This is a genomic window from Ohtaekwangia kribbensis (assembly GCF_042676245.1).
In the GTDB taxonomy this organism is placed as follows: domain Bacteria; phylum Bacteroidota; class Bacteroidia; order Cytophagales; family Cyclobacteriaceae; genus Ohtaekwangia; species Ohtaekwangia kribbensis.
In genome coordinates this window covers 1,847,358-1,869,338 of the sequence record NZ_JBHTKA010000001.1, presented here as the reverse complement: position 1 = coordinate 1,869,338, position 21,981 = coordinate 1,847,358, and the positions used below count along the sequence as shown (strand labels likewise).

20 protein-coding genes are annotated in these 21,981 nt (G+C 44.2%); 7 read left to right on the top strand and 13 right to left on the bottom strand.

From position 1 onward, the window contains the following. Positions 1-9 precede the first annotated feature (9 nt). Both ACFQ21_RS07475 and ACFQ21_RS07470 read right to left on the bottom strand, forming a co-directional pair. Complete coding sequence (locus tag ACFQ21_RS07475) at positions 10-741, bottom strand: LytR/AlgR family response regulator transcription factor (RefSeq protein ID WP_377577055.1); 732 nt, start codon at positions 739-741, stop codon at positions 10-12. After that, on the bottom strand, positions 738-1,898 hold the full coding sequence (locus tag ACFQ21_RS07470; RefSeq protein WP_377577052.1) for a sensor histidine kinase: 1,161 nt from the start codon (positions 1,896-1,898) through the stop codon (positions 738-740). Before ACFQ21_RS07470 ends, ACFQ21_RS07475 begins: the two co-directional genes overlap by 4 nt. A 186-nt stretch (positions 1,899-2,084) precedes the next feature. Here ACFQ21_RS07470 and ACFQ21_RS07465 point away from each other — a divergent pair, with 186 nt between their 5' ends. Together ACFQ21_RS07465 and ACFQ21_RS07460 are read left to right on the top strand one after the other, a co-directional pair. Then, entirely contained in the window at positions 2,085-2,606 is a 522-nt protein-coding gene (locus tag ACFQ21_RS07465) for an aspartyl protease family protein (protein ID WP_377577049.1), read from the top strand. Positions 2,607-2,621: 15 nt separating this feature from the next. After that, complete coding sequence (locus ACFQ21_RS07460; RefSeq protein WP_377577046.1) at positions 2,622-2,819, top strand: hypothetical protein; 198 nt, start codon at positions 2,622-2,624, stop codon at positions 2,817-2,819. Between the two features lie 7 nt (positions 2,820-2,826). Here ACFQ21_RS07460 and ACFQ21_RS07455 read toward each other — a convergent pair whose 3' ends face one another. The 6 genes from ACFQ21_RS07455 to ACFQ21_RS07430 all read right to left on the bottom strand — a co-directional run bounded on the left by ACFQ21_RS07455 (position 2,827) and on the right by ACFQ21_RS07430 (position 9,364). After that, complete coding sequence (locus ACFQ21_RS07455; protein WP_377577043.1) at positions 2,827-3,753, bottom strand: bestrophin family protein; 927 nt, start codon at positions 3,751-3,753, stop codon at positions 2,827-2,829. 40 nt (positions 3,754-3,793) lie between these two features. Beyond that, on the bottom strand, positions 3,794-4,462 hold the full coding sequence (locus tag ACFQ21_RS07450) for a hypothetical protein (protein ID WP_377577040.1): 669 nt from the start codon (positions 4,460-4,462) through the stop codon (positions 3,794-3,796). A gap of 87 nt (positions 4,463-4,549) precedes the next feature. Continuing rightward, entirely contained in the window at positions 4,550-5,932 is a 1,383-nt protein-coding gene (locus ACFQ21_RS07445) for a HAMP domain-containing sensor histidine kinase (protein WP_377577037.1), read from the bottom strand. Positions 5,933-5,977: 45 nt separating this feature from the next. Further along, the gene (locus tag ACFQ21_RS07440) at positions 5,978-6,658 is read right to left on the bottom strand and encodes a response regulator transcription factor (protein ID WP_377577035.1); all 681 of its coding nucleotides are present in this window, start codon (positions 6,656-6,658) and stop codon (positions 5,978-5,980) included. Positions 6,659-6,806: 148 nt separating this feature from the next. Beyond that, complete coding sequence (locus ACFQ21_RS07435; protein ID WP_377577032.1) at positions 6,807-7,616, bottom strand: alpha/beta fold hydrolase; 810 nt, start codon at positions 7,614-7,616, stop codon at positions 6,807-6,809. Positions 7,617-7,852: 236 nt separating this feature from the next. Next, positions 7,853-9,364 carry a malate:quinone oxidoreductase gene (locus ACFQ21_RS07430; protein WP_377577029.1) on the bottom strand — a complete coding sequence of 504 codons (1,512 nt, stop codon included), beginning with the start codon at positions 9,362-9,364 and terminating at the stop codon, positions 7,853-7,855. Between the two features lie 165 nt (positions 9,365-9,529). Between ACFQ21_RS07430 and ACFQ21_RS07425 the strand changes: the two genes are divergently transcribed. From ACFQ21_RS07425 to ACFQ21_RS07415, 3 genes are all read left to right on the top strand, one after another. Beyond that, positions 9,530-10,675, top strand: coding sequence for an L-dopachrome tautomerase-related protein (locus ACFQ21_RS07425; protein WP_377577026.1), 1,146 nt, complete (start codon positions 9,530-9,532; stop codon positions 10,673-10,675). Between the two features lie 25 nt (positions 10,676-10,700). Further along, positions 10,701-11,414 carry a DUF72 domain-containing protein gene (locus tag ACFQ21_RS07420; protein ID WP_377577023.1) on the top strand — a complete coding sequence of 238 codons (714 nt, stop codon included), beginning with the start codon at positions 10,701-10,703 and terminating at the stop codon, positions 11,412-11,414. Positions 11,415-11,758: 344 nt separating this feature from the next. Further along, positions 11,759-12,628, top strand: a complete 870-nt coding sequence (locus tag ACFQ21_RS07415; protein ID WP_377577020.1) for a 3-keto-disaccharide hydrolase — start codon at positions 11,759-11,761, stop codon at positions 12,626-12,628. 101 nt (positions 12,629-12,729) lie between these two features. Here the strand turns inward: ACFQ21_RS07415 and ACFQ21_RS07410 are convergent, their stop codons facing one another. From ACFQ21_RS07410 to ACFQ21_RS07400, 3 genes are all read right to left on the bottom strand, one after another. Beyond that, complete coding sequence (locus tag ACFQ21_RS07410; protein ID WP_377577017.1) at positions 12,730-13,347, bottom strand: hypothetical protein; 618 nt, start codon at positions 13,345-13,347, stop codon at positions 12,730-12,732. Between the two features lie 81 nt (positions 13,348-13,428). Beyond that, positions 13,429-14,784, bottom strand: a complete 1,356-nt coding sequence (locus ACFQ21_RS07405) for a sensor histidine kinase (RefSeq protein WP_377577014.1) — start codon at positions 14,782-14,784, stop codon at positions 13,429-13,431. A gap of 21 nt (positions 14,785-14,805) precedes the next feature. Then, positions 14,806-16,173: a sigma-54-dependent transcriptional regulator gene (locus tag ACFQ21_RS07400; RefSeq protein ID WP_377577012.1), complete on the bottom strand. Its 1,368-nt coding sequence runs from the start codon at positions 16,171-16,173 to the stop codon at positions 14,806-14,808. A 193-nt stretch (positions 16,174-16,366) separates the two neighbouring features. On the opposite strand from ACFQ21_RS07400, the gene ACFQ21_RS07395 reads away from it, so the two are divergent. Beyond that, positions 16,367-18,793 carry an ABC transporter permease gene (locus ACFQ21_RS07395; RefSeq protein ID WP_377577010.1) on the top strand — a complete coding sequence of 809 codons (2,427 nt, stop codon included), beginning with the start codon at positions 16,367-16,369 and terminating at the stop codon, positions 18,791-18,793. A gap of 183 nt (positions 18,794-18,976) precedes the next feature. Then, on the top strand, positions 18,977-19,846 hold the full coding sequence (locus ACFQ21_RS07390) for an archaemetzincin (RefSeq protein WP_377577007.1): 870 nt from the start codon (positions 18,977-18,979) through the stop codon (positions 19,844-19,846). Positions 19,847-19,931: 85 nt separating this feature from the next. Here the strand turns inward: ACFQ21_RS07390 and ACFQ21_RS07385 are convergent, their stop codons facing one another. Further along, positions 19,932-21,266: a sensor histidine kinase gene (locus ACFQ21_RS07385; RefSeq protein ID WP_377577004.1), complete on the bottom strand. Its 1,335-nt coding sequence runs from the start codon at positions 21,264-21,266 to the stop codon at positions 19,932-19,934. Then, entirely contained in the window at positions 21,263-21,970 is a 708-nt protein-coding gene (locus ACFQ21_RS07380; RefSeq protein ID WP_377577001.1) for a response regulator transcription factor, read from the bottom strand. Before ACFQ21_RS07380 ends, ACFQ21_RS07385 begins: the two co-directional genes overlap by 4 nt. Between the last annotated feature and the right edge of the window lie 11 nt (positions 21,971-21,981).

The following is a 21,981-nucleotide window of genomic DNA, read 5'->3' as shown; positions in this document are numbered from 1 at the left end:
GTGAGAATTTCAGAGGAGCACGTTGTTTTTATTGAGAATTTTTAGTGCTTCGTTTTTAAAGTTCCTCCCGATCGGTATGTCCATTGTTCCAACACGCGCTGTAGTGGCAGTAAAGGAAGTTACTTTGTCCACGGGTATAATGAAGGAGCGGTGTATGCGCACAAATTTACCCTCCGGTAATTTTTGCTCCAGGTAACTGATCTTCTGGTAAGTAACAACCTGCCGCTGTGTTGTCTTGACACGTACATAGTCGCGAAGACTTTCAATGTACAGGATGTCGTTCAAATATACCTTTACCATCTCGCGATCTTCCCGGAAGTATATATAGGCGTCTTCGAATGATTTTACGGGGGCAGTCTGATCGTTGTCGGTATACGATTCCACCGGATGCTTCAACTGGTATACTTTGCTGATGCCGCGCAGGAAACGCTCGAATGATATAGGCTTCAGCAGGTAATCGATCACATCCAGATCGTACGCGTCAAAGGCATAACCACGATATGCTGTTGTAAGCACAACCCGCGGCCGGTCTTTCAGCGAACGCAGCAGATCGATACCGGTAATCTGCGGCATTTGTATATCCAGAAACATCAGGTCTATATGTTTCTGTTGCAGCGTGGTAAATGCTTCGATGGCATTCTCACAACTTTTTACGAGGTGCAAACCGTTTACACGCTGCACGTGCGATTCAAGCAATTGCCGCGCAAGCGGTTCATCATCAACGATCATGCATTTGATCATACAGTAACAAGTTGATCCGGTATAGTTATCATTTCCTGTAGTTCACTTTCGGTAAGCGTGATCTTGAGGATCGACAGATACGTTTCGTCTTCATCCATAGATTGCAGTGAATAACGGTTCGGGTATATAAGATCAAGTCGCTTTCGTACATTCTGCAGCCCGATGCCTGATACAGATTTCTGCTCCGGTATAAGGGCTATATTTTTACTGTTCTCTACTTTCAGCACGAGTATATCCTCCTGCAGAAGTATATCCACCCGTACCCAGCCACCCGAAAGTTGATTGCTCACACCATGTTTGAAAGCATTTTCTACAAAGGGTAATATTAATAAGGGCGCTATGCGAATAGAGTCCGGTACATCGTACACATTCAGCGACACATCGAGGCTATCGTATCGTACCTTCTCCAAAGCGATATAGTTCTGTATATATTGTATCTCCTTTTGCAACGGTACATCGGGCTGATTGCTGTCGTATAACATATAGTTCATCAGCTGCGAAAGTTTATATACCATCTCCGGAGCTTTGTGCGAGTTTTGCAGGGTTAGTGCATACAGGTTGTTAAGCGTATTGAAGAGGAAGTGCGGGTTGATCTGCGACTTGAGTAATTTCAGTTCGGCTTCGAGTTTTTCTTTTTCCAGTTGCTGTGCCGTGCGTTGTAAATACTGCGAAGCCTGCTGGTGCCGGTACCAATGCTTCATAAGGTGAAACGAAGCTACAATAGCCACGACAGAATATATACTGAAAATGCCGATCAGTATTTTAGGGAAGAACAACAGCGGTACCATCGTTGCTTGCGGCCAGTATAGCGGGTAAATGGTATGATAAGCCATGGTGCGTGCCAGTATGCCGAACACGGCCATCGACAACAAAAACGACATCACGAACATACTATACTTTTTCCGGATCAGCAGTTTATCAATCAATACATAGAGCGTAAAGTAAGTCGCCATGATTTTCATCGGCAGCTCTATAAACGATATAGTGATGCGCTGCAGGTATTGATCATCTACCATGCCGGAGATGAGACCTTCATACGCAATGAGACATAACCAGAAGATTGCGTGAAAGGTAATGCGACTTTGCAACAACAGTGAAGGGCTGATGGCCGCTTCAAACGGATTTCGTTTTTGTCTGGTTGCTTCACCGGTGTACATATAGTCTGAAGTACGTTAATTTTTTGTTAAATACGTTTCTTTTTAGACAAACAACGCATGTACCTCACTAACAACCAATACCGACTGACAAAAACGTCTGATACGATTACAAAGACAAGTAGCTGCTGTTGAGAGCAGTGATCTAATAAACCGGCACCGTATTAAAAAAGTAATCATGTTTGATACATGATTAACAAATTTACCATCCCCCGAAATATATACCGTGGTGTTTTGCAGGTCGTGCTGCTGCTATCGGTATTGTGGTCATGCGCCCCGGTGCGAACTGTACAGCTTGAATCGTATGTGCGGTCTGTTAACTTTTATACCGTAGGCAAGATACCGGTGATCAGGACACGGCTCAACGGAAAGCTGGCGCATTTCATTGTTGATACAGGCGCATCGGTATCCATACTCAACGAAGCCGAAGCTTCTCATTATGGATTTACCGTGATGAATGCCGATGTATATGCCACAACAGAAGTGTTGGGCTTTAACGGAAGCGCACCTACCGGAAGAGTAAATACATGCACCATCGAGATTGGTGACATGGCCATCAAGTACGGCAATTTCAGAAGCAAGAACATGCAGGACTTCGCCTATATCTTACAAAAGAATGAAAATATAAGACTGGCCGGTATACTCGGTGCCGACCTGATGAACCGCTATAGTATGCGGATAAATTTTATGGATAAAACAATTTCTTTTTAACGCTGCAAAATGCCTATGAAGCTTGATAATCTGTCAGACCTCGATCGAGAAAATTTACTACTTATGATTGCTGTGTTGCAGGAGAAGCTGAAACGTAAGAACGATCAGCTTCACCGCACACAGATAAAACTTAATACTGCGAAGGGTAAACTTACCCGTATGAAAGATACTGTAGCCTATCAGCGAAAGCGCCTCCTGGAATTATACCAGTGAAGCAACTTTACAACATATAAAAATTATCCTTCACAACTTTCGTCTGGTTAGCATTGGCTTTTACATACTCATAGTCGCGTATCATTTCACGGAGATCCTTTTCAATGTTACGGGCCAACGTTGTCATCGGTGTATCCGTAGCTTTGTTCTCGAACGGATCCTGTAAATGAATGGCCATTTTTTCAACCAGCAGGAACGAAGCCGAGATGAGTATAACCAGCAGCACCAGTATACTGCCCAGGTGTTCCGTAAGACCAAATGGCAACAGCACAATAAACAGGTATAGGGCAAAATTTATATACAGGCTATAGGTAGTGGGGAACACTGTATTCTTGATACGTTCACATTTACCCATGGCATCGCACAAACGTGTTATAGTTCTGTCAATCTCCACCTGTTGAAAAGGATTGAGCAGACCTTCTTCCAGCATATACTTCAGGTCGCGGTTGTGCAGCATCAGCAACGCATTGGGCACATGCATGTGGTTGCGTACAAACTTCAGGTCTTCGCGCGAAAGATACTGATCTGCATTCTTCAGTGGATCTTGTCCGCGCAACATCTGTCCTAAACTATAATTCCAGAACATCTGCCGTTTGGTGAAGTTCTCGGTAATTCGGCTTACGTCCACCGAAAACTCCGGATCGTTAATAAACGCTTGCAACTGGCGGATCAGTGTTCGCGAGTCGTTCACAATAGCACCCCATATAATGCGCGCCTCCCACCAGCGATCGTATGCCTGATTCGAACGGAACGCGAGCAGTAATGAAATGATGGTACCGATAATAGCCGGTATACTGAGCGGAATGGTTATGTGATGCAGGTTCAGATCTTCATGCCACAACCCGAACGCTATAGCATATAGCGCTACAGCCGTAATTTCCCACTTGATCTTTCCCAATATATACGTCCAGGGTATATTCTTCTTCAATAACATAATCGTTCCTTTCGTTTAGCTATACTATATATTCAATTTCTTACACCGTTAGCACCGGCAACCCGAGGTGACTGACATCCACGTATTCACCCGCAGTCTCATCGTTTCGCTTGGCTTGTACAATAAGATCCACGTTCAGCTGATCAACCAGCGTGTTCAGCGGTTGATGTTTGTGTTCCTGTATCATAGACTGGTGGATAACATGAAACGGAAGTTGCTGGAGCGAAGCCGACAGTGGCTGCGTTCGTTCGTCCAGGAAAAGCGCACGCTGTATTGTTTCACTGGGCTGTTGTTTTTCAGGTAATAACAGGAGCGGACAATCACTTTTATGCAACAGTTTCAACAACAGTTTATGTATATACTGTTTGCTTTGTTGAATAGAAGGCGGAGCGATAATGATATCCGCTTCAAATCCTTCCAATAATTTTTGCATTACCGGGCGCGACATACCAAACTGGTGATGTTCTTCTGCTGCCATGGAAATGTTATTCTCAATTTTATATTCTTTCCACGCGGCACGTAATGCATCGCGTTTGGTGGTGTTGATATGATCTTTCGCGGAAAGAAACAGGAGCTCCGTAATGGAATCAGAAATTTCAGAACTGCTGATCAGTACAATGCGGCCTTTGTTCTCCGTCATGTACGCAGCCATCTTCATAGCCTGCAGCGTGTCGGCTTCGAAAGTTGTTGGAATCAGTATGTTTTTCATAACCGTGTTCTTTTAGGTACAATACAAAAGAACGGAGCGGTTATTAGGGGGCTTTTAAGGTGAGATTAAAATGTGATAAGAATTATTTTAATCCGTTCTTAATCTCATGTTCTGTGGAAATTGGACAAAGACTTTCGTTCCTTCGTTCGGGCGTGAGTGTACTTTCATTTTCCCACCATGCAAACGGATGATGCGTGAAGCCAACGGGAGGCCTATACCATACCCGGTATACTTGGAAGTATTACTCGCACGGAAGAACGGTTCATAAATATGCTCCAGGTCTTTTTCCGGAATACCAATGCCGTAATCGGAAATGTTGATAAAGAAGTCGCTCTTGTTGAACGACAGCGTAACCAGCACCTCTTTATTGTCCGAATACTTGATGCTGTTCTGAATGATATTGGTGAATGCCAGTTCCATCCATATATCCGAGCACATAAAAGTATATATATACGGATTGTCTTCGGAGGGCTGCACCATGACTTTTACCTGGTTGCCCGGCATACGTTTGTCCAAATTTATCTTGATGCTCATCAGCAGCTCATCCAGTTGCAGCGGCTCTATCTTCTGCTTTTTACCTTCGTAACTGATCTGCGAAAGCCGTAACAGACTTGAGGTAACTTCTTCCAGTTTCAACGCTTCGTGGTGCATGGTGCCGATCGACTTTAAGTAGTCTTCGTTTGAGCGTGGCGCCTGCTGTATCACTTCGGCTTCACCCAGAATAGAAGTAAGTGGTGTGCGAAGTTCATGCGAGGCATTGCTGATAAAATTACGCTGCAACTCAAATGTAGTTTCGAGCCGGTCGAGCATGGAGTTGAAAGTGTTGGCGATTTCGGAAAGTTCATCTTTGCCATTACCACCGGGCACACGTTCGCTGAGGTTGGATGTAGTTATATCGTGCACCTTGGAGACAATGGCAGATATAGGTAGCATAATGCGCGTAGCAAATATACGTCCGAGTGCAAAGACGATGATACAGCTGAATAAAAAGCCGCCCAGTAAAACATTACGCAAAAAGGTGATGTGATTTTCAAAAGTCTCATCGTAGGCGGAAGCAATTACGAAGTTGCGTCCGTTGGCCGATGTATAGGTGCTGCCGGAGAAGTGCAGGAAGCCGTGATTATATTCTGCGAAGCCGGTTTGCTTTAAGGTTTTTATAAACGACTCGGGTATATGAGGCACTTGCTGCTGGACGTGTTCGAGGTAAAGCGAGTCATCGTAAATGAAATATTCTCGCTCGCGCGGTAGTCGTTGTAAGTGTCGCTCGCGGATTTCCTTTACTACGCTGCTGTTGATTTCCGTTACACCAAAATGACTTTCAGCCGCCAGCGATGCCCGTACTTTCAGGCGTGTAAAAAAAATAGTATGGGCATGTTGTATGGAAAGTATATATACGCAGGCGATGAACAGCAGCAGGATGGTACCTGTCATCAAGGTAAAGACGAGGGATATTTTGGTGCGGATTGTCATGTGCCGGTACTGGGTCGGAAAATATACAGGTATAAATATATAACGCTATGCCTGTTCCTCGCGTAGCACGTAGCCCATTCCAACCACCGTTTGAATAAGTTTTCTGTCACGTTGCTTGTCTACTTTTCTGCGCAGGTAATTAATATATACATCGACCACGTTGGTATTCATGTCAAAGTTAATATCCCACACGCGTTCCAGTATTTCCACACGTGTAAAAACACGGCCTTTGTTACGCGCCAGAAATTCCAGGAGATTATATTCTTTAGCCGTAAGCGTAATGCGATCATCGCCACGCTTCACGGTTTTTCCGCGGGTGTCAATAACGAGGTCGTCAATGGTAATAACATCGGGTGCAGTCTGGCCTGCAGCTCTTCGGGTTACAGCAGTCATGCGCGCCAGCAGTTCAGAAAATTTGAACGGCTTGATCATATAGTCATCGGCACCAGATTCCAAACCGGTCACTACATTTTCAGAAGTTCCCAGGGCCGTTAACATAATGATAGACGTTGGTATCTGCTGGCTGCGGATCTTCCGGCACAACTCAATTCCGTTCATGGAAGGCAGCATGATGTCGAGTATGATCAGATCCGGAGTGTTAGCCTGAATCATCTGCCAGGCTGTAACGCCATCCATCGCTACGGAAACTTCATGATTGGCTTCAATCAATCCCCTGCGAATAAATGATACTACATTCGGCTCATCTTCTACCAAAAGAACTTTCATAGGAAAATCGTAACGTCAAACATACGTCATAAAACGCAAACAATTAAATCACCGGAATGTTTGAAAACATACCGTGATTAACTGCATAGCATTCTAATGTATATTTAATGTATACTATAGGAGATAAAAAATGGATGTTGCTAGTAGCTTAACGCACCAGGATCAGCTCTTCATTGATCTTGTCGATTACCTTTTCAAGTGCTTCGTTTAATACCTGTGGTTCTTCCAGCATGGGGAAATGGCTGGTGCCGTGAATGATGTGTAACTCGTATCCGGCACTGGCATATTTACGCAGCAACTCTTCATTGGTGGGTATATAATCAACGTTGATCAGGTATATCTTGAAAGGTAATGATTGTAACAATTCGCGTTCGCGTGTCGGGAAGCTGAATACATCTTGCACCGAACGTATACCCATGGGTTGATACGCGTTTCGATAATCATTTATGATCGTGTGTGTAATTTTAGGATCTGTATCTGGCGACAGTAAACCTTGTTGTGCATACGTCTCTACAGTATCAGCAAAATTTGTGTTGAGTTGTTCGAGAATGGAGTCTACCTGCTGTTGTACTTCTTCATTCAGTTCTTCACCGGCATTCTTTAATGCATCGATCACAACAACACCAATGATAGAATCTTTTCGCATGGAAGCAGCCTCCAGAATAATATCAGCACCCATTGAGTGTCCAATCAAAACTACATTTGATAATTTCAGTGAGTCGATAATGCTCACGATATCCTTACCAAACTCATGTATAGTCCAGTTAACGCGGTCTCTTCCGGACTGACCGTGGCCGGGTAAATCGACAGCCACTACGGAATAATTCGTTTTGAAATATTCGATCTGTTCACGCCAATACTCTTTGTTGATAAAAGCGCCATGAACAAAAAGAAGGGTGATTTCACCATCACCAGCTTGCACGTAATCAATTACGGTTTCATTCGCGAGGATTGTCATAGGTTATGGGGATTGGAGGGACCTAAATAATTTTGGTAATTGTCAAAAAATCGTGCCCACTGTGCCCGATAGCTATGAGTTTAGCGCGAGGTAATTCTGCAAGTCAGGGTACTGTTGAATGAAGCAACATTGTGCGGAAGTATATATACTTTGTGTGTTACACCTTTTGGTAAAAAAAGAATGCACCCGCAGAGCAAGTGCATTCTTTATATGTATATAGTGTGATGCTGTATAGATCAGGCAGGTACCGTGTTGAGTCCCAACACTTCGTTGGTTACAGACCGTGCTTCCTGCAGCAATGCAGGGTTATCTGCCAAAGTCTGCCCGTATGATGGAATCATTTGTTTGAGCTTGGATTGCCATGCCTGTGATTTAAGTTTATCACCATAGCAACGCTGCAACAACGTAAGCATAATCGATACAGCGGTAGATGCTCCGGGAGATGCGCCCAGCAAGGCAGCTATACTTCCATCGGCAGCGCTTACTACTTCTGTTCCGAACTCAAGAACACCCACATGCTCTTTATCTTTTTTAATTACCTGCACGCGCTGTCCGGCAACTTCCAGTTCCCAGTCTTCCATTTTGGCTTCCGGGTAAAATTCCTTCAGCGCTTCGAGGCGATCTTCCGGAGACTGACGTACCTGGTTGATGAGATACTTGGTGAGCGGTATATTGTCTATACCCGCAGCCAGCATCGGTATAATGTTATCGTGTTGTATGGATTTGATCAGATCGAAGTACGATCCTTCTTTTAAAAACTTGGTAGAGAAACCTGCGTAGGGTCCGAAGAGCAATGCGCGCTCACCATTGATAATGCGTGTATCCAGGTGAGGCACAGACATAGGAGGGGAGCCCACGGCAGCTTTACCATATACTTTTGCCTGGTGTTGTTCAATCACGGCAGGGTTTGTACACTTCAGCCATTGCCCGCTTACCGGGAAACCACCGAAGCCGCGCCCTTCCGGTATATCTGATTTTTCGAGCAGGCGAAGTGAACCACCACCGGCACCGATAAATATAAACTTCGAACGTATTTTTCTCTTCTCGCCTGTGGCGCGGTTCTTTACTTTGATCTTCCAGTTACCATTGTCTTCTTTTTTCAGATCGCGCACTTCATGGTTAAAGTGCATGGTAACGCCTGGCATTTCCTGTAGCATGCTGAACATGCTGCGGGTAAGCGCGCCAAAGTTTACGTCTGTTCCCTGGTCCATGCGCGTAGCCGCGATTTTCTCCTGGCGATCGCGTCCTTTCATGATCAACGGTATCCATTGATCCAGTAGATTGGGATCTTCCGAGTAAACCATGCCCTTGAATAAAGGATTCGTCTGCAGGGCATCATAACGCTTACGCAGATAGTTTACATTCTCCTCTCCCCACACAAAGCTCATGTGCGGAATTGGTGTTATAAAACTTTCGGGTAATTGTATATGATTCTTCTGGATCAGGTATGCCCAGAATTGTTTAGAGATCTCAAACGACTCGGCAATTTTTATAGCCTTCGAAATGTCGATTGAGCCATCGGCCTTTTCCGGTGTGTAATTTAATTCACAAAACGCGGAGTGCCCTGTACCGGCATTGTTCCAGGCATCAGAGCTTTCGGCAGCCGCTACATCCAATCGTTCGTAAATTTCAATGGTGAGTTCAGGTTCGAGTTCCTTCAATAAAACGCCAAGTGTGGCGCTCATAATTCCGGCACCGATCAACACTACATCACAATCTTTATTCTGGGAATTACTCTTCGTAGACATGGTATAAAAAAGACGTTGCGTAAACTTATGAAAGTATTAACTAAAAATATAGAGGAAAAGTTGTCTCAAAAATTCTGTCAACGTTTTCGGAACGCACAAAAATGAAAAAAAAGTACAGGCATTGTTTTTTCCTTTTTGATGATAGCAAAATAATGTCTATGAGTTATGAATACCGATCGATGGTTAGGAAGTATAATATTCTGTACAATAGTTGCGTTATCCGCAGCCTGCAGCGATATAGGGATAACGGGCACTGCTAAAGGCGGTGAAGATATACCTACCATTGGCGAATCGCAGGTTACTGTTGTTGCTACCTCTACCAAGCAATGGACGGGCGTGGCCGTTTCGCAGCAATTCAGATTACCACAATTGAAAGTGTTTGCCAATTACCCGAACTGGTCTGCCGATCATTCTGTATCGGTAGTAAATATGACAAATCCCACAACGGCCATACCGTATCCGGATGTAAACTGGAATACATGGGCTCCCGGCTTAAAACCCGAAGAACATTTTATTTGTGTACAATCAGTATACGTAGATCGTAATGATTACCTGTGGGTACTCGATGCTGCGAATCCAAAACGCGAAGACCGCTATACCGGAGTTGTGGATGGTGGGGCTAAACTGGTACAGATCGATCTGGAGACCGATCGTATCGTAAATGTTATCGTATTTAAAGATCCGGTTATCAAACCCAATAGTTACCTGAATGATATACGCATTGATGAACAACGTGAAATAGGGTATATAACTGATTCTAATGAAGGCGCTATTATAGTGGTTGATCTTGATTCCGGTAAATCCTGGCGATTGCTGGATGCCAGCAGTTCAACCAAGTCGGAAAACCTGGTGCTGACCATAGATGGTGAACAGTATACAGATGCAGAAGGTGGCTACCCGGTAGTTCACGCAGATGGTATAGCGCTGAGTCCGGATGGATTATATTTATACTGGCGACCGCTTACCGGTAAAAGCCTTTACCGTGTAGAGACATCGTTGCTGATATATCCAGAGTTTTATGCAGGCAAGCTGGACGTGGAAGTCGAGAACCTAGGCAATTTCCCTCCGTCTGACGGAATGATATTCGATAAGGAAGGAAATCTATATATGGCCTCCATCGAGGAAAATGCCATTCGGGTATTCGATGGTAAATCCAGTCGCATTGTAGCGCGGAGCAAAGATTTAAAATGGCCGGATTCTTTTTCAGTGGGAGCAGACGGTGCTGTATATGTTAGTACATCGCAGCAGAACATCAGCAATCCTGTTGAACCATATCGGATTTTGAAATTTCAACCGGAGTCATCAGACTAGGTTGCTTTTTTAATTCAGGTGATTCATGAAATGCTGGACAGGCTGCTCGGGTTTTTCATATCCCGAGTGGAAGGGGTTATTTTATCCTGAGAAATTATCATCACGAAAATGGTTTGAGTATTACTGCGAGAAGTTTAATACGGTAGAATTGAATAATACATTCTATCGCTTTCCACAGGTTGAACATTTAAAAGGATGGTATGAGCGCAGTCCTGCGCAATTCAGGTTTGCCATAAAGGCTCCCCGCATCATTACGCACTATAAACGATTTAAAAACGCAGATGACGAACTGCAGCGTTTTTACGACACCGTATACTCAGGCCTGTCTGAAAAACTGGGAAGTATATTATTTCAGCTTCACCCGGCAATGCAATACAACGAAGAGAACCTGGAGCGCATACTCAGTACGTTGCAAAGTAATTTTACCAATGTTGTGGAGTTCAGGCATGTGAGCTGGTGGAATAATGATGTGTTGAAACAACTGAAACATCATCGCGTTACATTCTGCAGCATCAGTTATCCTGGTCTGCCGGAAGATATATATCAAACGGCACCTGTGGTGTATTACCGTTTTCATGGTATACCGAAGCTATATTACTCCGATTATGATGCCGATGCATTGAAAGAAGCTCATCACGCAATAGCAGTGCTAAAGCACGTGAAGGAAGCGTATGTATATTTTAATAATACAGCGCACGGGCATGCTTTGAATAATGCGCTATACTTTAAATCTCTCTGAGTTTATTTTATTACATCTTGTCGTATTTCCCTTGAGCTATAGTTTGCGAAGGAGAGGAGGTCGGTTAATCGCGCAAGCTTGTATTAAAATATATTCTGCGTAAATCTGCCCGATAGTCATCGGGGGAAAAGGTATAAAATAAAAACAGGCCCGGTATGACTAGCATCATCCGGGCCTGTAAACCTAACCTACTCTACCCTTGCCAACTATATATAAATTGCCGTGCCATCGGTTTTTAGGCTGTGTACCGGCTTTTTCAGCGAAAATTGTGGAGCGTATGCCTCAATTCTGTTTATTAATATCAGCAATACAATGTTTATATTGCCTGTGCATAATTTTTAAATATGACCCGATTCCTTCATACTCTTTTTCTCATTTTGCTGGTATCTATAGCTGCCAGCGCACAAAAACAGGCTTCCAAAAAAGAATGGATTAAACTTTTCAACGGTAGGGATATACGCGACTGGATGGTAAAGATCCACCATCACGATGAAGGTGTAAACTTCGGAAATACCTTTCGTGTAAAAGATGGCGCTATACAAGTTCGCTACGATCAGTATGGCGATTTCAATGATCAGTTCGGACATCTATATTACAAGCAGCCGTTCTCGTATTATCACCTGGTAATTGAATATCGTTTTGTTGGCGACCTGCAAAAAGGAGCTCCTGATTATACATTGCGTAACAGCGGTGTAATGTTTCATTCACAGGATCCGCGTACCATGCCGAAAGAGCAGGACTGGCCTATATCTATCGAGATGCAATTTCTCGGTGGTCTGAGCGATGGCAAACCGCGAACCACTGGTAACATGTGTTCTCCAGGAACAATCATTACCTACAATGGTAAGGTTGATGATCGGCACTGCATCAACTCTTCTTCAAAAACATACGATGGCGATCAATGGGTACGTGCTGAATTGATTGTACTGGGCGATTCGCTGATCAAACACGTAATCAATGGTGAACTGGTAATGCAATATAGCGAGCCGCGCATCGCTGGAGGTGTTGTACATAACTACGATCCGACTGTATGGCAGGAAGGAAAATTACTGAGTGAAGGATATATAGCATTGCAAAGTGAAGGTCAGCCGATCGATTTCAGAAAAGTAGAATTACTACCACTGAAAGGATGCATGGACCCGAAGGCACTGAACTATAAAGATTACTATCTTAAATCCGATCCGTCTGCATGCCGGTATAAAAGTGCAAAGTGAGTTGAATGTTATAGCTGGAACAACAAAACTGTAGTTATAAAAAATGCTCCCGGTTGGGAGCATTTTTATTTCAGCCATCTTCTGCTCAATCTCACTATAGATCAGAAAGTATATTCCTTACCGTTAATGGAAGCCTTTACCAATTCCGAACTTATACCCCAGCCGGAAATTCTTTTCACGAAGCCTATTCCCGGGGCGAGCACCGTACTATATTCTTCATCTGCCCATTGCTCAATGTCATAGCTGAAACTCTTGCAATCGTCCAGCTCGGTTTGCCTTACTTCCAGATCATCAATTTCATCAACCGTAATCGTAGCTTCTGTATCGTAGCCGGTCTCATATTTCCATGAATCACCGTCATCCGCGTAAAGTCTCATTGGATTTTCTTCCACGGTCGAGCTTTTTCTCCAGGTATATACATACCCTTGACTCGTAATGCGATAGTACGTAGTGTCGCGTGAAGTATTGTCACCGGCCTTGTAGATGTTCACGAGCTCGAAATACTCATTATTATTGAACGATACTACCCGGGTTACTTCGGTTCGCTGTGTATACGTTGCGGGTGGATACTCGGGTATATTAACAAACTCCCAATAGTTCCCGATCTTAAGAGGCAGATACGAGTTGGTAATACCTCCGTTGGAATCATCATCATCGCAAGCGCTAAAGGCAAATGCCAGTAACGCTATACATGCTATAGCAGTATGTTTAAATTTCATACAAAGTTTAACATTAAGTGTTACAGCTGTTAGACCCACAACGCAACAGAAAGGTTGGGAGCGATTCGATTTTTCTGGGAGCTATGCCTTAAACGTCAGATAAAATGTTGTTTTCTCGTGCGGCACAGAAGTTACTTTTATACTGCCTCCGTGCAAATTCATGATTTGTTTCGACAGACTCAGCCCAATGCCGGTGCCCTCTTTTTTAGTGGAAAAGAAAGGTATAAATATATCCTGCATTTCCTTCTCGCGTATACCCGACCCATTGTCCGTTATTTCAATAATAACGCGGTTCTCGTGTAGATAGGCCCCCAGGTATATATGTTTATCAGAAACCTGCTGTAACGCATATATACTGTTCGTGATTAGATTAATGATAACCTGCTCGATTAAATTACTGTCCAATGACGCCTGCAGGTTTTCATCAGTCACGTGCCATTGCAGTGCGATGTTGTGTCGCTGCATTTCGGGTTCCATCAGGTTGGCCATGGTCTTCAGGAAAGAATGTAGCCTCACAGGTTGTATGGCCGGTTTGGGGACGCGCGTAAGTGCGCGGTATTTCTCTACAAAGTCAAGCAGGCCCTCGCTTCGTTTATGAATGGTGTTTAGCGAGAAGCGAATGTCGCCTAACGTGTCCGTTGTAAGCGCTTCAATGCTTTTTAACTGGCCGCTTTTATCCGTAAGCATGCCTTGAATTGTTTCGGTGAGCGATGCTACAGGCGTTACCGAGTTCATGATCTCATGCGTAAGAATGCGGATCAGTTTATGCCAGGCTTCAATTTCCTTTTGCTCAAGTTCGGTGTGAATGTCTTGTATGGTGATGAGGCGATACGATTTGTCGAGTATAAATGTAGTGCTCACTTCAATGGTGAGGTGTGCAGTATTTTCACTTGTCTTGAACTCGATCAGTTTTCTGCCATGATCACCAACCGAATCTAACGCCTGGGCTACAGTCGGGTGTCTCAATTTAAGCAAGCTCCAGTTGCGATAACCTTCTATGTTAAGGAGCTTCTCCGCCGTAGCATTTATAACCACGATATCTTCCTCTGCAATGGAAATGATACCGATGGGTAGTCTTGTTACGAGTGCCTGCAGAAACTGGTACTGCGCTTCCTTTTCAATCTTTACCTGTTTATACGCCTGCAATATAGCGTGCATGCTGTCTTCCAGTTCGCGGAACGATTTTCCGAGATGTGCCTGGTGAAAGGTAATTGTAAAGTCTGCATGTTTGATGCCGAGGAGGAATCGTGATAACTCGCGGTTGGTCTGGTTAACAAAACGGATCAGCTCCATCACCTGGAGTATAAATATAGCCGCGAGCGTTAGTTGGTTAAAGAACATCTCCGGTCGTTGTATAACCCAGGCAAAAGCCAGTATAGTACCACACAGGAGCATGATGCGCAGAATAACCAATATGCTGAACCGCTTCAGAACCATAAGCAATCGGTAAGATATATACTATAAACCATGACGTTTCATTCTTCGGTAGAGTGCTGTGCGGGTTAACCCGAGCGCGCGGGCCGTGTTGCTTACGTTGCCCTGGTTTTGTTGTAGCGATTGCTGGATAAATACTTTCTCCATTTCATCCAGTGTCTGCGGCAGCATTTCTTTTTTTACAACATGCTGTATGCCGCTGATGAACAGTTCAGGAGATTCAATCACTTTGCCTTCATTCAGAATTACGGCACGTTCAATGGCATGTTGCAGCTCGCGTATATTACCCGGCCAGTGATACTTCTTCAGTTTATTCATAACGGATTTATCGATCTTCATACCCGCGCGTTTATACTTTTGTGCATAGCGTGTCAGAAAATGTTCGGCCAGTAAAGGTATATCATCCACGCGCTCGCGCAGAGAAGGAACGCGAATCTCCACGGTGTTGATGCGGTAAAGAAGATCCTGCCGGAATGTTTTCTCAAATACCATTTCATGCAGAGGCATGTTGGTAGCACAAATCAAACGGAAGTCTACCGGTATAGCTTTCGCGGAGCCTACACGTTGTACACTGCGGTGTTGTAATACCGTCAATAATTTTGCCTGCAGCGCCAGTGAGAGATTGCCGATCTCATCGAGAAACAATGTACCACCGGAAGCAAGTTCAAAGCGCCCGGCTTTATCCTGGCGCGCATCCGTAAAAGCACCTTTCACGTGGCCGAAGAGTTCACTCTCAAACAACGTCTCACTGATCGCACCGAGGTCAACATTAATAAATACATTATTTCTTCGCGATGAACGCTGATGTATAGCCCGTGCTACCAGTTCTTTACCTGTACCATTCTCTCCGAGTATAAGTACATCGGCATCCGCATCTGCCACGCGGTTTATGAGTTCGTGTACACGCTGTATGGCAGGTGATTCACCAATGAAATCCGCGTACGCATGGTTGATATCATCGCTTAATTTCTCCTGCGTCTCTTTCAGTTTTTCAACTTCCTTCTTCGACTTGCGTAACTGCAGCGCAGCAAGAATAGTGGCCATCAGTTTTTGATTCTTCCACGGCTTCAATACAAAATCCGTAGCTCCTTTCTTGATCGCCTTTACAGCAAGGTCTATTTCACCATACGCAGTTATCAGGATTACAACGGCCTGGGTATCCGCTTTCAGAATTTGATCGAGCCAGTAAAAACCTTCTTCACCATCGTTAACTCCTCGCTTGAAATTCATGTCGAGCAGAATAACATCATACTCGGTAGTCTTTAGCACTGCCGGTATTTTTTCAGGAGACTCTTCAATGTGTACAAGCGAGAACTCCTGCTTTAAAAACATGCGGGCTGTTTCGAGTACATCGCGGTCGTCATCAATTATCAATACCTTCGCGGGAATCATGTCTGGGTGTACAGATTGGTATGCCGGCAAAAGTATGGAATTGTATCGGATACAAACAGCATAGTGTATCGAAAGCGATACACATTATCGGATCAATTTTTTGTAATGAGTGTCTTAATGTTTGAAAATCAATATGATACACGTCTGGCACCGTCTTTGGATAACGGATGATGAAAAATAATGCGGTTAACACATGATCAGAAACTATCTCATCCTTACGTTCCGGAATTTTCTACGTAACAAGAATTACACGCTCATCAACATTCTGGGCCTTACCATTGGTATCACGGCTTGCATTATCATCTTCCTGCTCGTTACGTACGACCTGGGCTTTGATAAATTTCATACGCGATACGACCAGATATACCGGGTCGTAATGGAAAGCAGAACTGCCTCCGGTGAGAGCAATGGTTCCACTACACCATACCCGTTTGTAAAAGCTTTTCGAAATGATTTTGCAGATATACCCCTCGTAACACAACTGCATTACCAGGATGAAGTCATGCTGAAAATAGGGGACGAAAAGGTGAAAACGGAAAATATAGTCTTTGCTGATTCACTGTTCTTTGATGTATTTGATTTTAAAGTTCTCTCCGGAAATCCGCGCGAAGAACTGGGGCAGCCCGGTAAGGTATTTCTGACGAAGTCTCTGGCGGATAAAATCATGAAAGGCCGCGACCACCTTACAATCAAAATTGATAACCGCGTGGAAGTTGAAGTGGCTGGTATTGTTCAGGACCCTCCGGCAACTTCGCATATAACTTTTTCGATGATCGTATCGATGCCTTCCTTTACCGGAGATTTTCTGGGCGGCATGCCGATTGATCAATGGGGATTGACGGCTTCCGGTTATGCTTATTTTTCACTACCTGAAAATATAGCAGCTACAGATGTCGAGAAACGTCTCGGTCCGTTTGTAGCGAAGTATCATTCGAATGAAGATGCCCAGCGTAAAATGTATAAGCTGCAACCCTTGAAAGCTATACATTTCGATCAGGCCTATACCGAGAATCCGGGGCCAGCCTTTAATGCATCGTATACCGATCTGCTGGTGATGGGCATACTCGGTGCGTTTATACTGTTCATTGCCTGTATAAATTTTGTAAACCTTGCTACCGCACTGGCTATACGCAAGTCTAAAGAAATTGGTATCCGCAAAACACTCGGAGCAAAACGCGGTCAGCTTACGGTGTATTTTTTGGGAGAGACACTTTTGTTAACGAGTGTGGCAATTCTGATTTCACTCTGTATTACCGAATGGATTTTACCATGGCTGAATAGTTTCCTGGAACGCAAGCTGGATCTGAACCTGTTAGCCAATCCGTTGCTACTCATTTTTTTGCTGGTACTCCTTATACTGGTAACGTTCCTTTCCGGGTTTTATCCTGCTATGATCTTGTCGGGCTATAATCCTGCCATTGTACTGAAGAATAAAATTACAGCGCAGGGAAGCTCCGGTGCCGTGGTGCGCAAGACACTGGTTGTATTTCAGTTTATGATCGCGCAAGTGCTGATCATTGGTACACTCATTATTGCCGAACAAATGCAATATTTCCGAAATAAACCACTGGGGTTTGATAAGAACGCAGTGATAAATATACCGGTGCCTGATATAAAGGCAGAGCTGATGGAATCGCTTCGTAACCGCCTGGAGCGGAACCCTGCCATACAAAGCCTTTCGTTCTCGCTGGGTGCTCCTACATCAGACAATAACTTTGGGACAAATTATTTTCTGTCAGAACGAGGCCCTTCTGAACTATATAGTATTGGAGTAAAGCCGGTTGATAGCCATTACCTCGATACGTATGGCGTAAAACTGAAAGCCGGTCGCTGGTTTACCGAGACCGATGAAAAACTCGCTGACATGAATCTGAAAGATGAAGAGCAACACCATGTATATATAGTGAATGAATCGGCAGTTAAACGACTGGGTTTTAGCAACCCGGAAGATATACTGGGAAAAAATATAACCACCGGTGTATCTAAAATTAATGCGGAGGTTGTAGGTGTGGTGGAGGACTTCCATTCGTCTTCGCTTCATAATTCGATCGAACCGGTGGTGCTGGTCAACTTTCCATATTTCTATTACGACCTCGGGGTAAAAGTAAATGCGGCCAACTTCAGCGAAACGATAGCGTTCATTGAAAAAGAATGGAGTGCTGTATTTCCGGATTATTATTTCGAATATGAGTTCCTCGATGAGAAACTTGCCGATCTGTACCGTCAGGATGAGCGCACGTTTACGCTGTTTAAGATCTTTGCCGGTATATCCATCTTTATCGGGTGTCTGGGACTATATGGATTGATCTCCTTTATGGCGAATCAAAAACTGAAGGAAGTAGGTATACGCAAAGTGCTGGGCGCATCGGTGGGCAGTATCGTAATGTTATTTTCGAAAGAGTTTATAAAGCTTATCGTGATGGCGTTTATTATAGCTGCGCCACTGGCATGGTATTTCATGAACGAATGGCTTTCCGGTTTTGCATATCGTACGGGGATACATTGGTGGGTATTTTTACTGGGCCTGGTAGCAACACTTGTTATTTCATTGCTCACGGTGAGTTACCGGTCTATACGTTCGGCTGTGTCCAATCCGGCGGATACGTTGCGAACTGAGTAAAAACATATAGTATAATTTATTGGTAAGGCCAGTGCGGGGTGACGTGCTGGCTTTACCTGTTTATACAGGTATATATAATTGGAGTAACGATAGCTAATCCCGATAATAATTGTCATATTAGGTGACCCTTAATGTTTAGCAGTGAACCCTAACCAGTCACCCCCTCTGCAATATGCTTTGCTTTTGCTCATCCTGATGTTGTCGGGGTGTTCTGAGAAGAAAGCTGATCCGCGAACAAAAGATTTTGCGCTGATAAAAAAACTCGTGCCGTATGATGTAACGATGGATGCGCCCATGCAGGGCGACTGGCTTTTTGAACATGAAGAGCATGGACAGAATTTTGAACAGTACCGAAAGTCTGCACCGGTGTCGCCCAGTGCTATGCAAAAATATATATACCTTCAGCCCATTGGCACCTTTGCTGCTGACGAGGATAATTTAATACGGTATACAGCAGAATACCTGGAAATATTCTTTCATTTGAAAACGATCGTGTTGCCAACCATCCGTGACAGTACTATACCAGCCACGGCACGAAGAACGCGTGAGGAGGGATATGAACAATTATTGACGAGCTATATACTGGATCACATGCTGGCAAAAGCTATTCCGGAAGATGCTATTGTGATTATGGGCATTACACAGAAAGATCTATACCCTGCTGAAGCATGGAATTTTGTTTTCGGGCAAGCCCGTTTAAAAAAGCGTGTAGGTGTATCATCTTTCATTCGCTTTCATGAAGGCGCCCTGAATGATTCTAATTTTGGTCTGTGCCTCGAGCGATTCATCAAAACATCCTCTCACGAAATAGGACATATGTTCTCATGCCAGCATTGTACGCATGCCGTATGTGTAATGAATGGTAGCAATAGTCTATATGAAACAGACGAACGTCCTAACCGACTATGCTCAGAATGTCTGAAAAAATTATACTGGAACCTGGGCTTCGATGTAAAGAACAGATCATTGGCCCTGCAAACCTATTTCAAGAATCACAATCTTACCGAAGACTATCATCTAATAACCCGTGACGTGGGGGAATTGGAGGATTAGCGTGATTGGAAAATTGTAAAATTGAAAATTACAAGATTGCCTGCCTTCAATTTTCGAATTTTGCAATCTTCCAATTTTTCAATTTCTAAAGCAACAACGGCAATCGGATGACGCACTTGGTGCCTTTCCCTTCCTCACTCGTGATTTCGAAGCGGCCGTGGTTTACAAGTATGATGCGATCTACAAGCGAGAGACCAAGACCTGCTCCGGGTATACTGCTGACATTCGAGGCACGAAAGAGTGGTGAACGAATTCTGTTCAGTTCGCTGGCCGGTATACCGATGCCGTAATCCTGAACGGCTATAATTACTTCTTTTTCGTTGGTGGCCAGTGAAACATTAATCTTGTCCGAAGAGTATTTATAGGCATTGTCCAGAATATTTAACAATGCTGTTTGTAACAACTGTGCATTGCCCTGTATATATAGTGATGATGTTTTTCCTTCCTTGATTACCGGGCGCTCGGGGTGATGCATACTGAAGGCTGCGAGTGTTCTGTCTAACAGTTCGGCTACATCCAGGGAATCAAGTTCGGCTTTGCTAGCACTTTCTTCGAGACGCGCCAGAAGCAGTAGCCCTTGCGTTGTACTGGCCAGTCGTTCGGTTTCCTGTAGCACTACCTGAAGCGTACGTTGGTATTCTTCAGAAGGACGTTCGCGTGTAAGCGCCAGCTCTACTTCTGCCATGATCGCGGTGAGTGGTGTTTTCAATTCGTGCGAAGCATTCTGCACAAAGCGTCTTTGCGTAATGAATGCGCGCTCGATGCGGGTAAGCAGTGCGTTGAACGTAAGTATCAGTTCATCGATCTCGTCAATCGCGCTTTCTTCTTTGTCGATCTTGAGACGGTAACTCAGATTATCATGTGTGATGTGATTTACCTCCTGCACTACACGCTTCACCGGTTGCAAGGCATTGCCGGAGAAATATAGTCCGGTGAGATAGGAGAGCACAAGACTGATCGCCCAACCCACTACAGTTGCTTTCAGTAGGAAAATTAATTCGCGCTCACCGGGCAGATCTTTGTCCGAAACAAAAACAAGGTATAAATGTCCGTTTACAACATGCTTGCGTCCTACAGTAGTATATACACCGCGCTCGGCATTGAAAAGATCGTTGTCTCGTAAGAATGTTATCCATGTTTTCGGTACAATAAAATCTCCCTGGCGGTGCAGTAATTCTCCTGTCTCAGAAAATATAGAGGTAGAAGGATTCACCAGGTTGAATGTACCCGAAGGCATAATGTCTTTTACCTGCGGTGTAGCATAGTGCAATACTTCAAGACTCGACTGTTGTGTTAAGCGATCAACAAAATCAGAGTGAACAAAACCTCTTGTAAAAAAATAGATAATGATAAGAATGGCACCGGTAACCAGTGCACTTACAATTGTAAACCGCAGGGCGAGTCGCTGTCGTATTTTCACGCCTCCGGAAGTTTTAATATATACCCGAAGCCGGTCACCGTGTGAATCAGTTTCGGACGAAACGGTTTATCTACTTTGTTGCGTACATAGTTAATATATACATCGATAAAGTTTGTGCCGGTCTCAAAATTCAATCCCCATACCGATTCTGCAATTTCCAGTCGTGAGCGAACCTTGCCGGCATTCTTGGCGAGATACTCGAGCAGGGCATATTCTTTAGCGGTAAGTTGAATTGCCTTACCGGATCGTTTTACTTCACGCGCATCGAAATCAATCTCCAGGTCAGCCAGTACAAATTTATCCTGCTCACCGGATTCCGGCTGTGTAAAATGATCGGCATATATTTTCTTTCTCCTCGTAAGCGCTTTGATGCGTGCATATAGCTCGTTGAAGCGAAACGGTTTGGGAAGATAATCATCCGCTCCGGCTTCCAGTCCGGCAACGATATCATCGCTCATGCCGAGTGCCGTCAGCATCAGTACCGGGGTAACTTCATCTGTTTCGCGAAGTTGCTTGCACAGCTCCAGTCCGTTCAGCAACGGCAGGTTAATATCGAGGAGCACAAGATCGTAGCTTCCGCTTTTTGCCAGACGCAATCCGATCTGTCCATCGTATGCAACATCGGTTTCATAACCTGCTTCTGTCAGGCCGCGCTTTAATACTTCCGCGACTTTTGTTTCATCTTCAACTACCAGTAGTTTCATAGCAAAGCATT

Excerpts from the sequence above, each read along its gene's own strand:
- ACFQ21_RS07430 (WP_377577029.1), bottom strand. The coding sequence starts at position 9,364 with ATGTCTACGAAGAGTAATTCCCAGAATAAAGATTGTGATGTAGTGTTG.
- ACFQ21_RS07380 (WP_377577001.1), bottom strand. The coding sequence starts at position 21,970 with ATGAAACTACTGGTAGTTGAAGATGAAACAAAAGTCGCGGAAGTATTA.
- ACFQ21_RS07440 (WP_377577035.1), bottom strand. The coding sequence starts at position 6,658 with ATGAAAGTTCTTTTGGTAGAAGATGAGCCGAATGTAGTATCATTTATT.
- ACFQ21_RS07465 (WP_377577049.1), top strand. The coding sequence starts at position 2,085 with ATGATTAACAAATTTACCATCCCCCGAAATATATACCGTGGTGTTTTG.
- ACFQ21_RS07475 (WP_377577055.1), bottom strand. The coding sequence starts at position 741 with ATGATCAAATGCATGATCGTTGATGATGAACCGCTTGCGCGGCAATTG.
- ACFQ21_RS07425 (WP_377577026.1), top strand. The coding sequence starts at position 9,530 with ATGAATACCGATCGATGGTTAGGAAGTATAATATTCTGTACAATAGTT.
- ACFQ21_RS07420 (WP_377577023.1), top strand. The coding sequence starts at position 10,701 with ATGAAATGCTGGACAGGCTGCTCGGGTTTTTCATATCCCGAGTGGAAG.
- ACFQ21_RS07445 (WP_377577037.1), bottom strand. The coding sequence starts at position 5,932 with ATGACAATCCGCACCAAAATATCCCTCGTCTTTACCTTGATGACAGGT.
- ACFQ21_RS07460 (WP_377577046.1), top strand. The coding sequence starts at position 2,622 with ATGAAGCTTGATAATCTGTCAGACCTCGATCGAGAAAATTTACTACTT.
- ACFQ21_RS07405 (WP_377577014.1), bottom strand. The coding sequence starts at position 14,784 with ATGGTTCTGAAGCGGTTCAGCATATTGGTTATTCTGCGCATCATGCTC.
- ACFQ21_RS07455 (WP_377577043.1), bottom strand. The coding sequence starts at position 3,753 with ATGTTATTGAAGAAGAATATACCCTGGACGTATATATTGGGAAAGATC.
- ACFQ21_RS07400 (WP_377577012.1), bottom strand. The coding sequence starts at position 16,173 with ATGATTCCCGCGAAGGTATTGATAATTGATGACGACCGCGATGTACTC.
- ACFQ21_RS07435 (WP_377577032.1), bottom strand. The coding sequence starts at position 7,616 with ATGACAATCCTCGCGAATGAAACCGTAATTGATTACGTGCAAGCTGGT.
- ACFQ21_RS07395 (WP_377577010.1), top strand. The coding sequence starts at position 16,367 with ATGATCAGAAACTATCTCATCCTTACGTTCCGGAATTTTCTACGTAAC.
- ACFQ21_RS07415 (WP_377577020.1), top strand. The coding sequence starts at position 11,759 with ATGACCCGATTCCTTCATACTCTTTTTCTCATTTTGCTGGTATCTATA.
- ACFQ21_RS07470 (WP_377577052.1), bottom strand. The coding sequence starts at position 1,898 with ATGTACACCGGTGAAGCAACCAGACAAAAACGAAATCCGTTTGAAGCG.
- ACFQ21_RS07450 (WP_377577040.1), bottom strand. The coding sequence starts at position 4,462 with ATGAAAAACATACTGATTCCAACAACTTTCGAAGCCGACACGCTGCAG.
- ACFQ21_RS07410 (WP_377577017.1), bottom strand. The coding sequence starts at position 13,347 with ATGAAATTTAAACATACTGCTATAGCATGTATAGCGTTACTGGCATTT.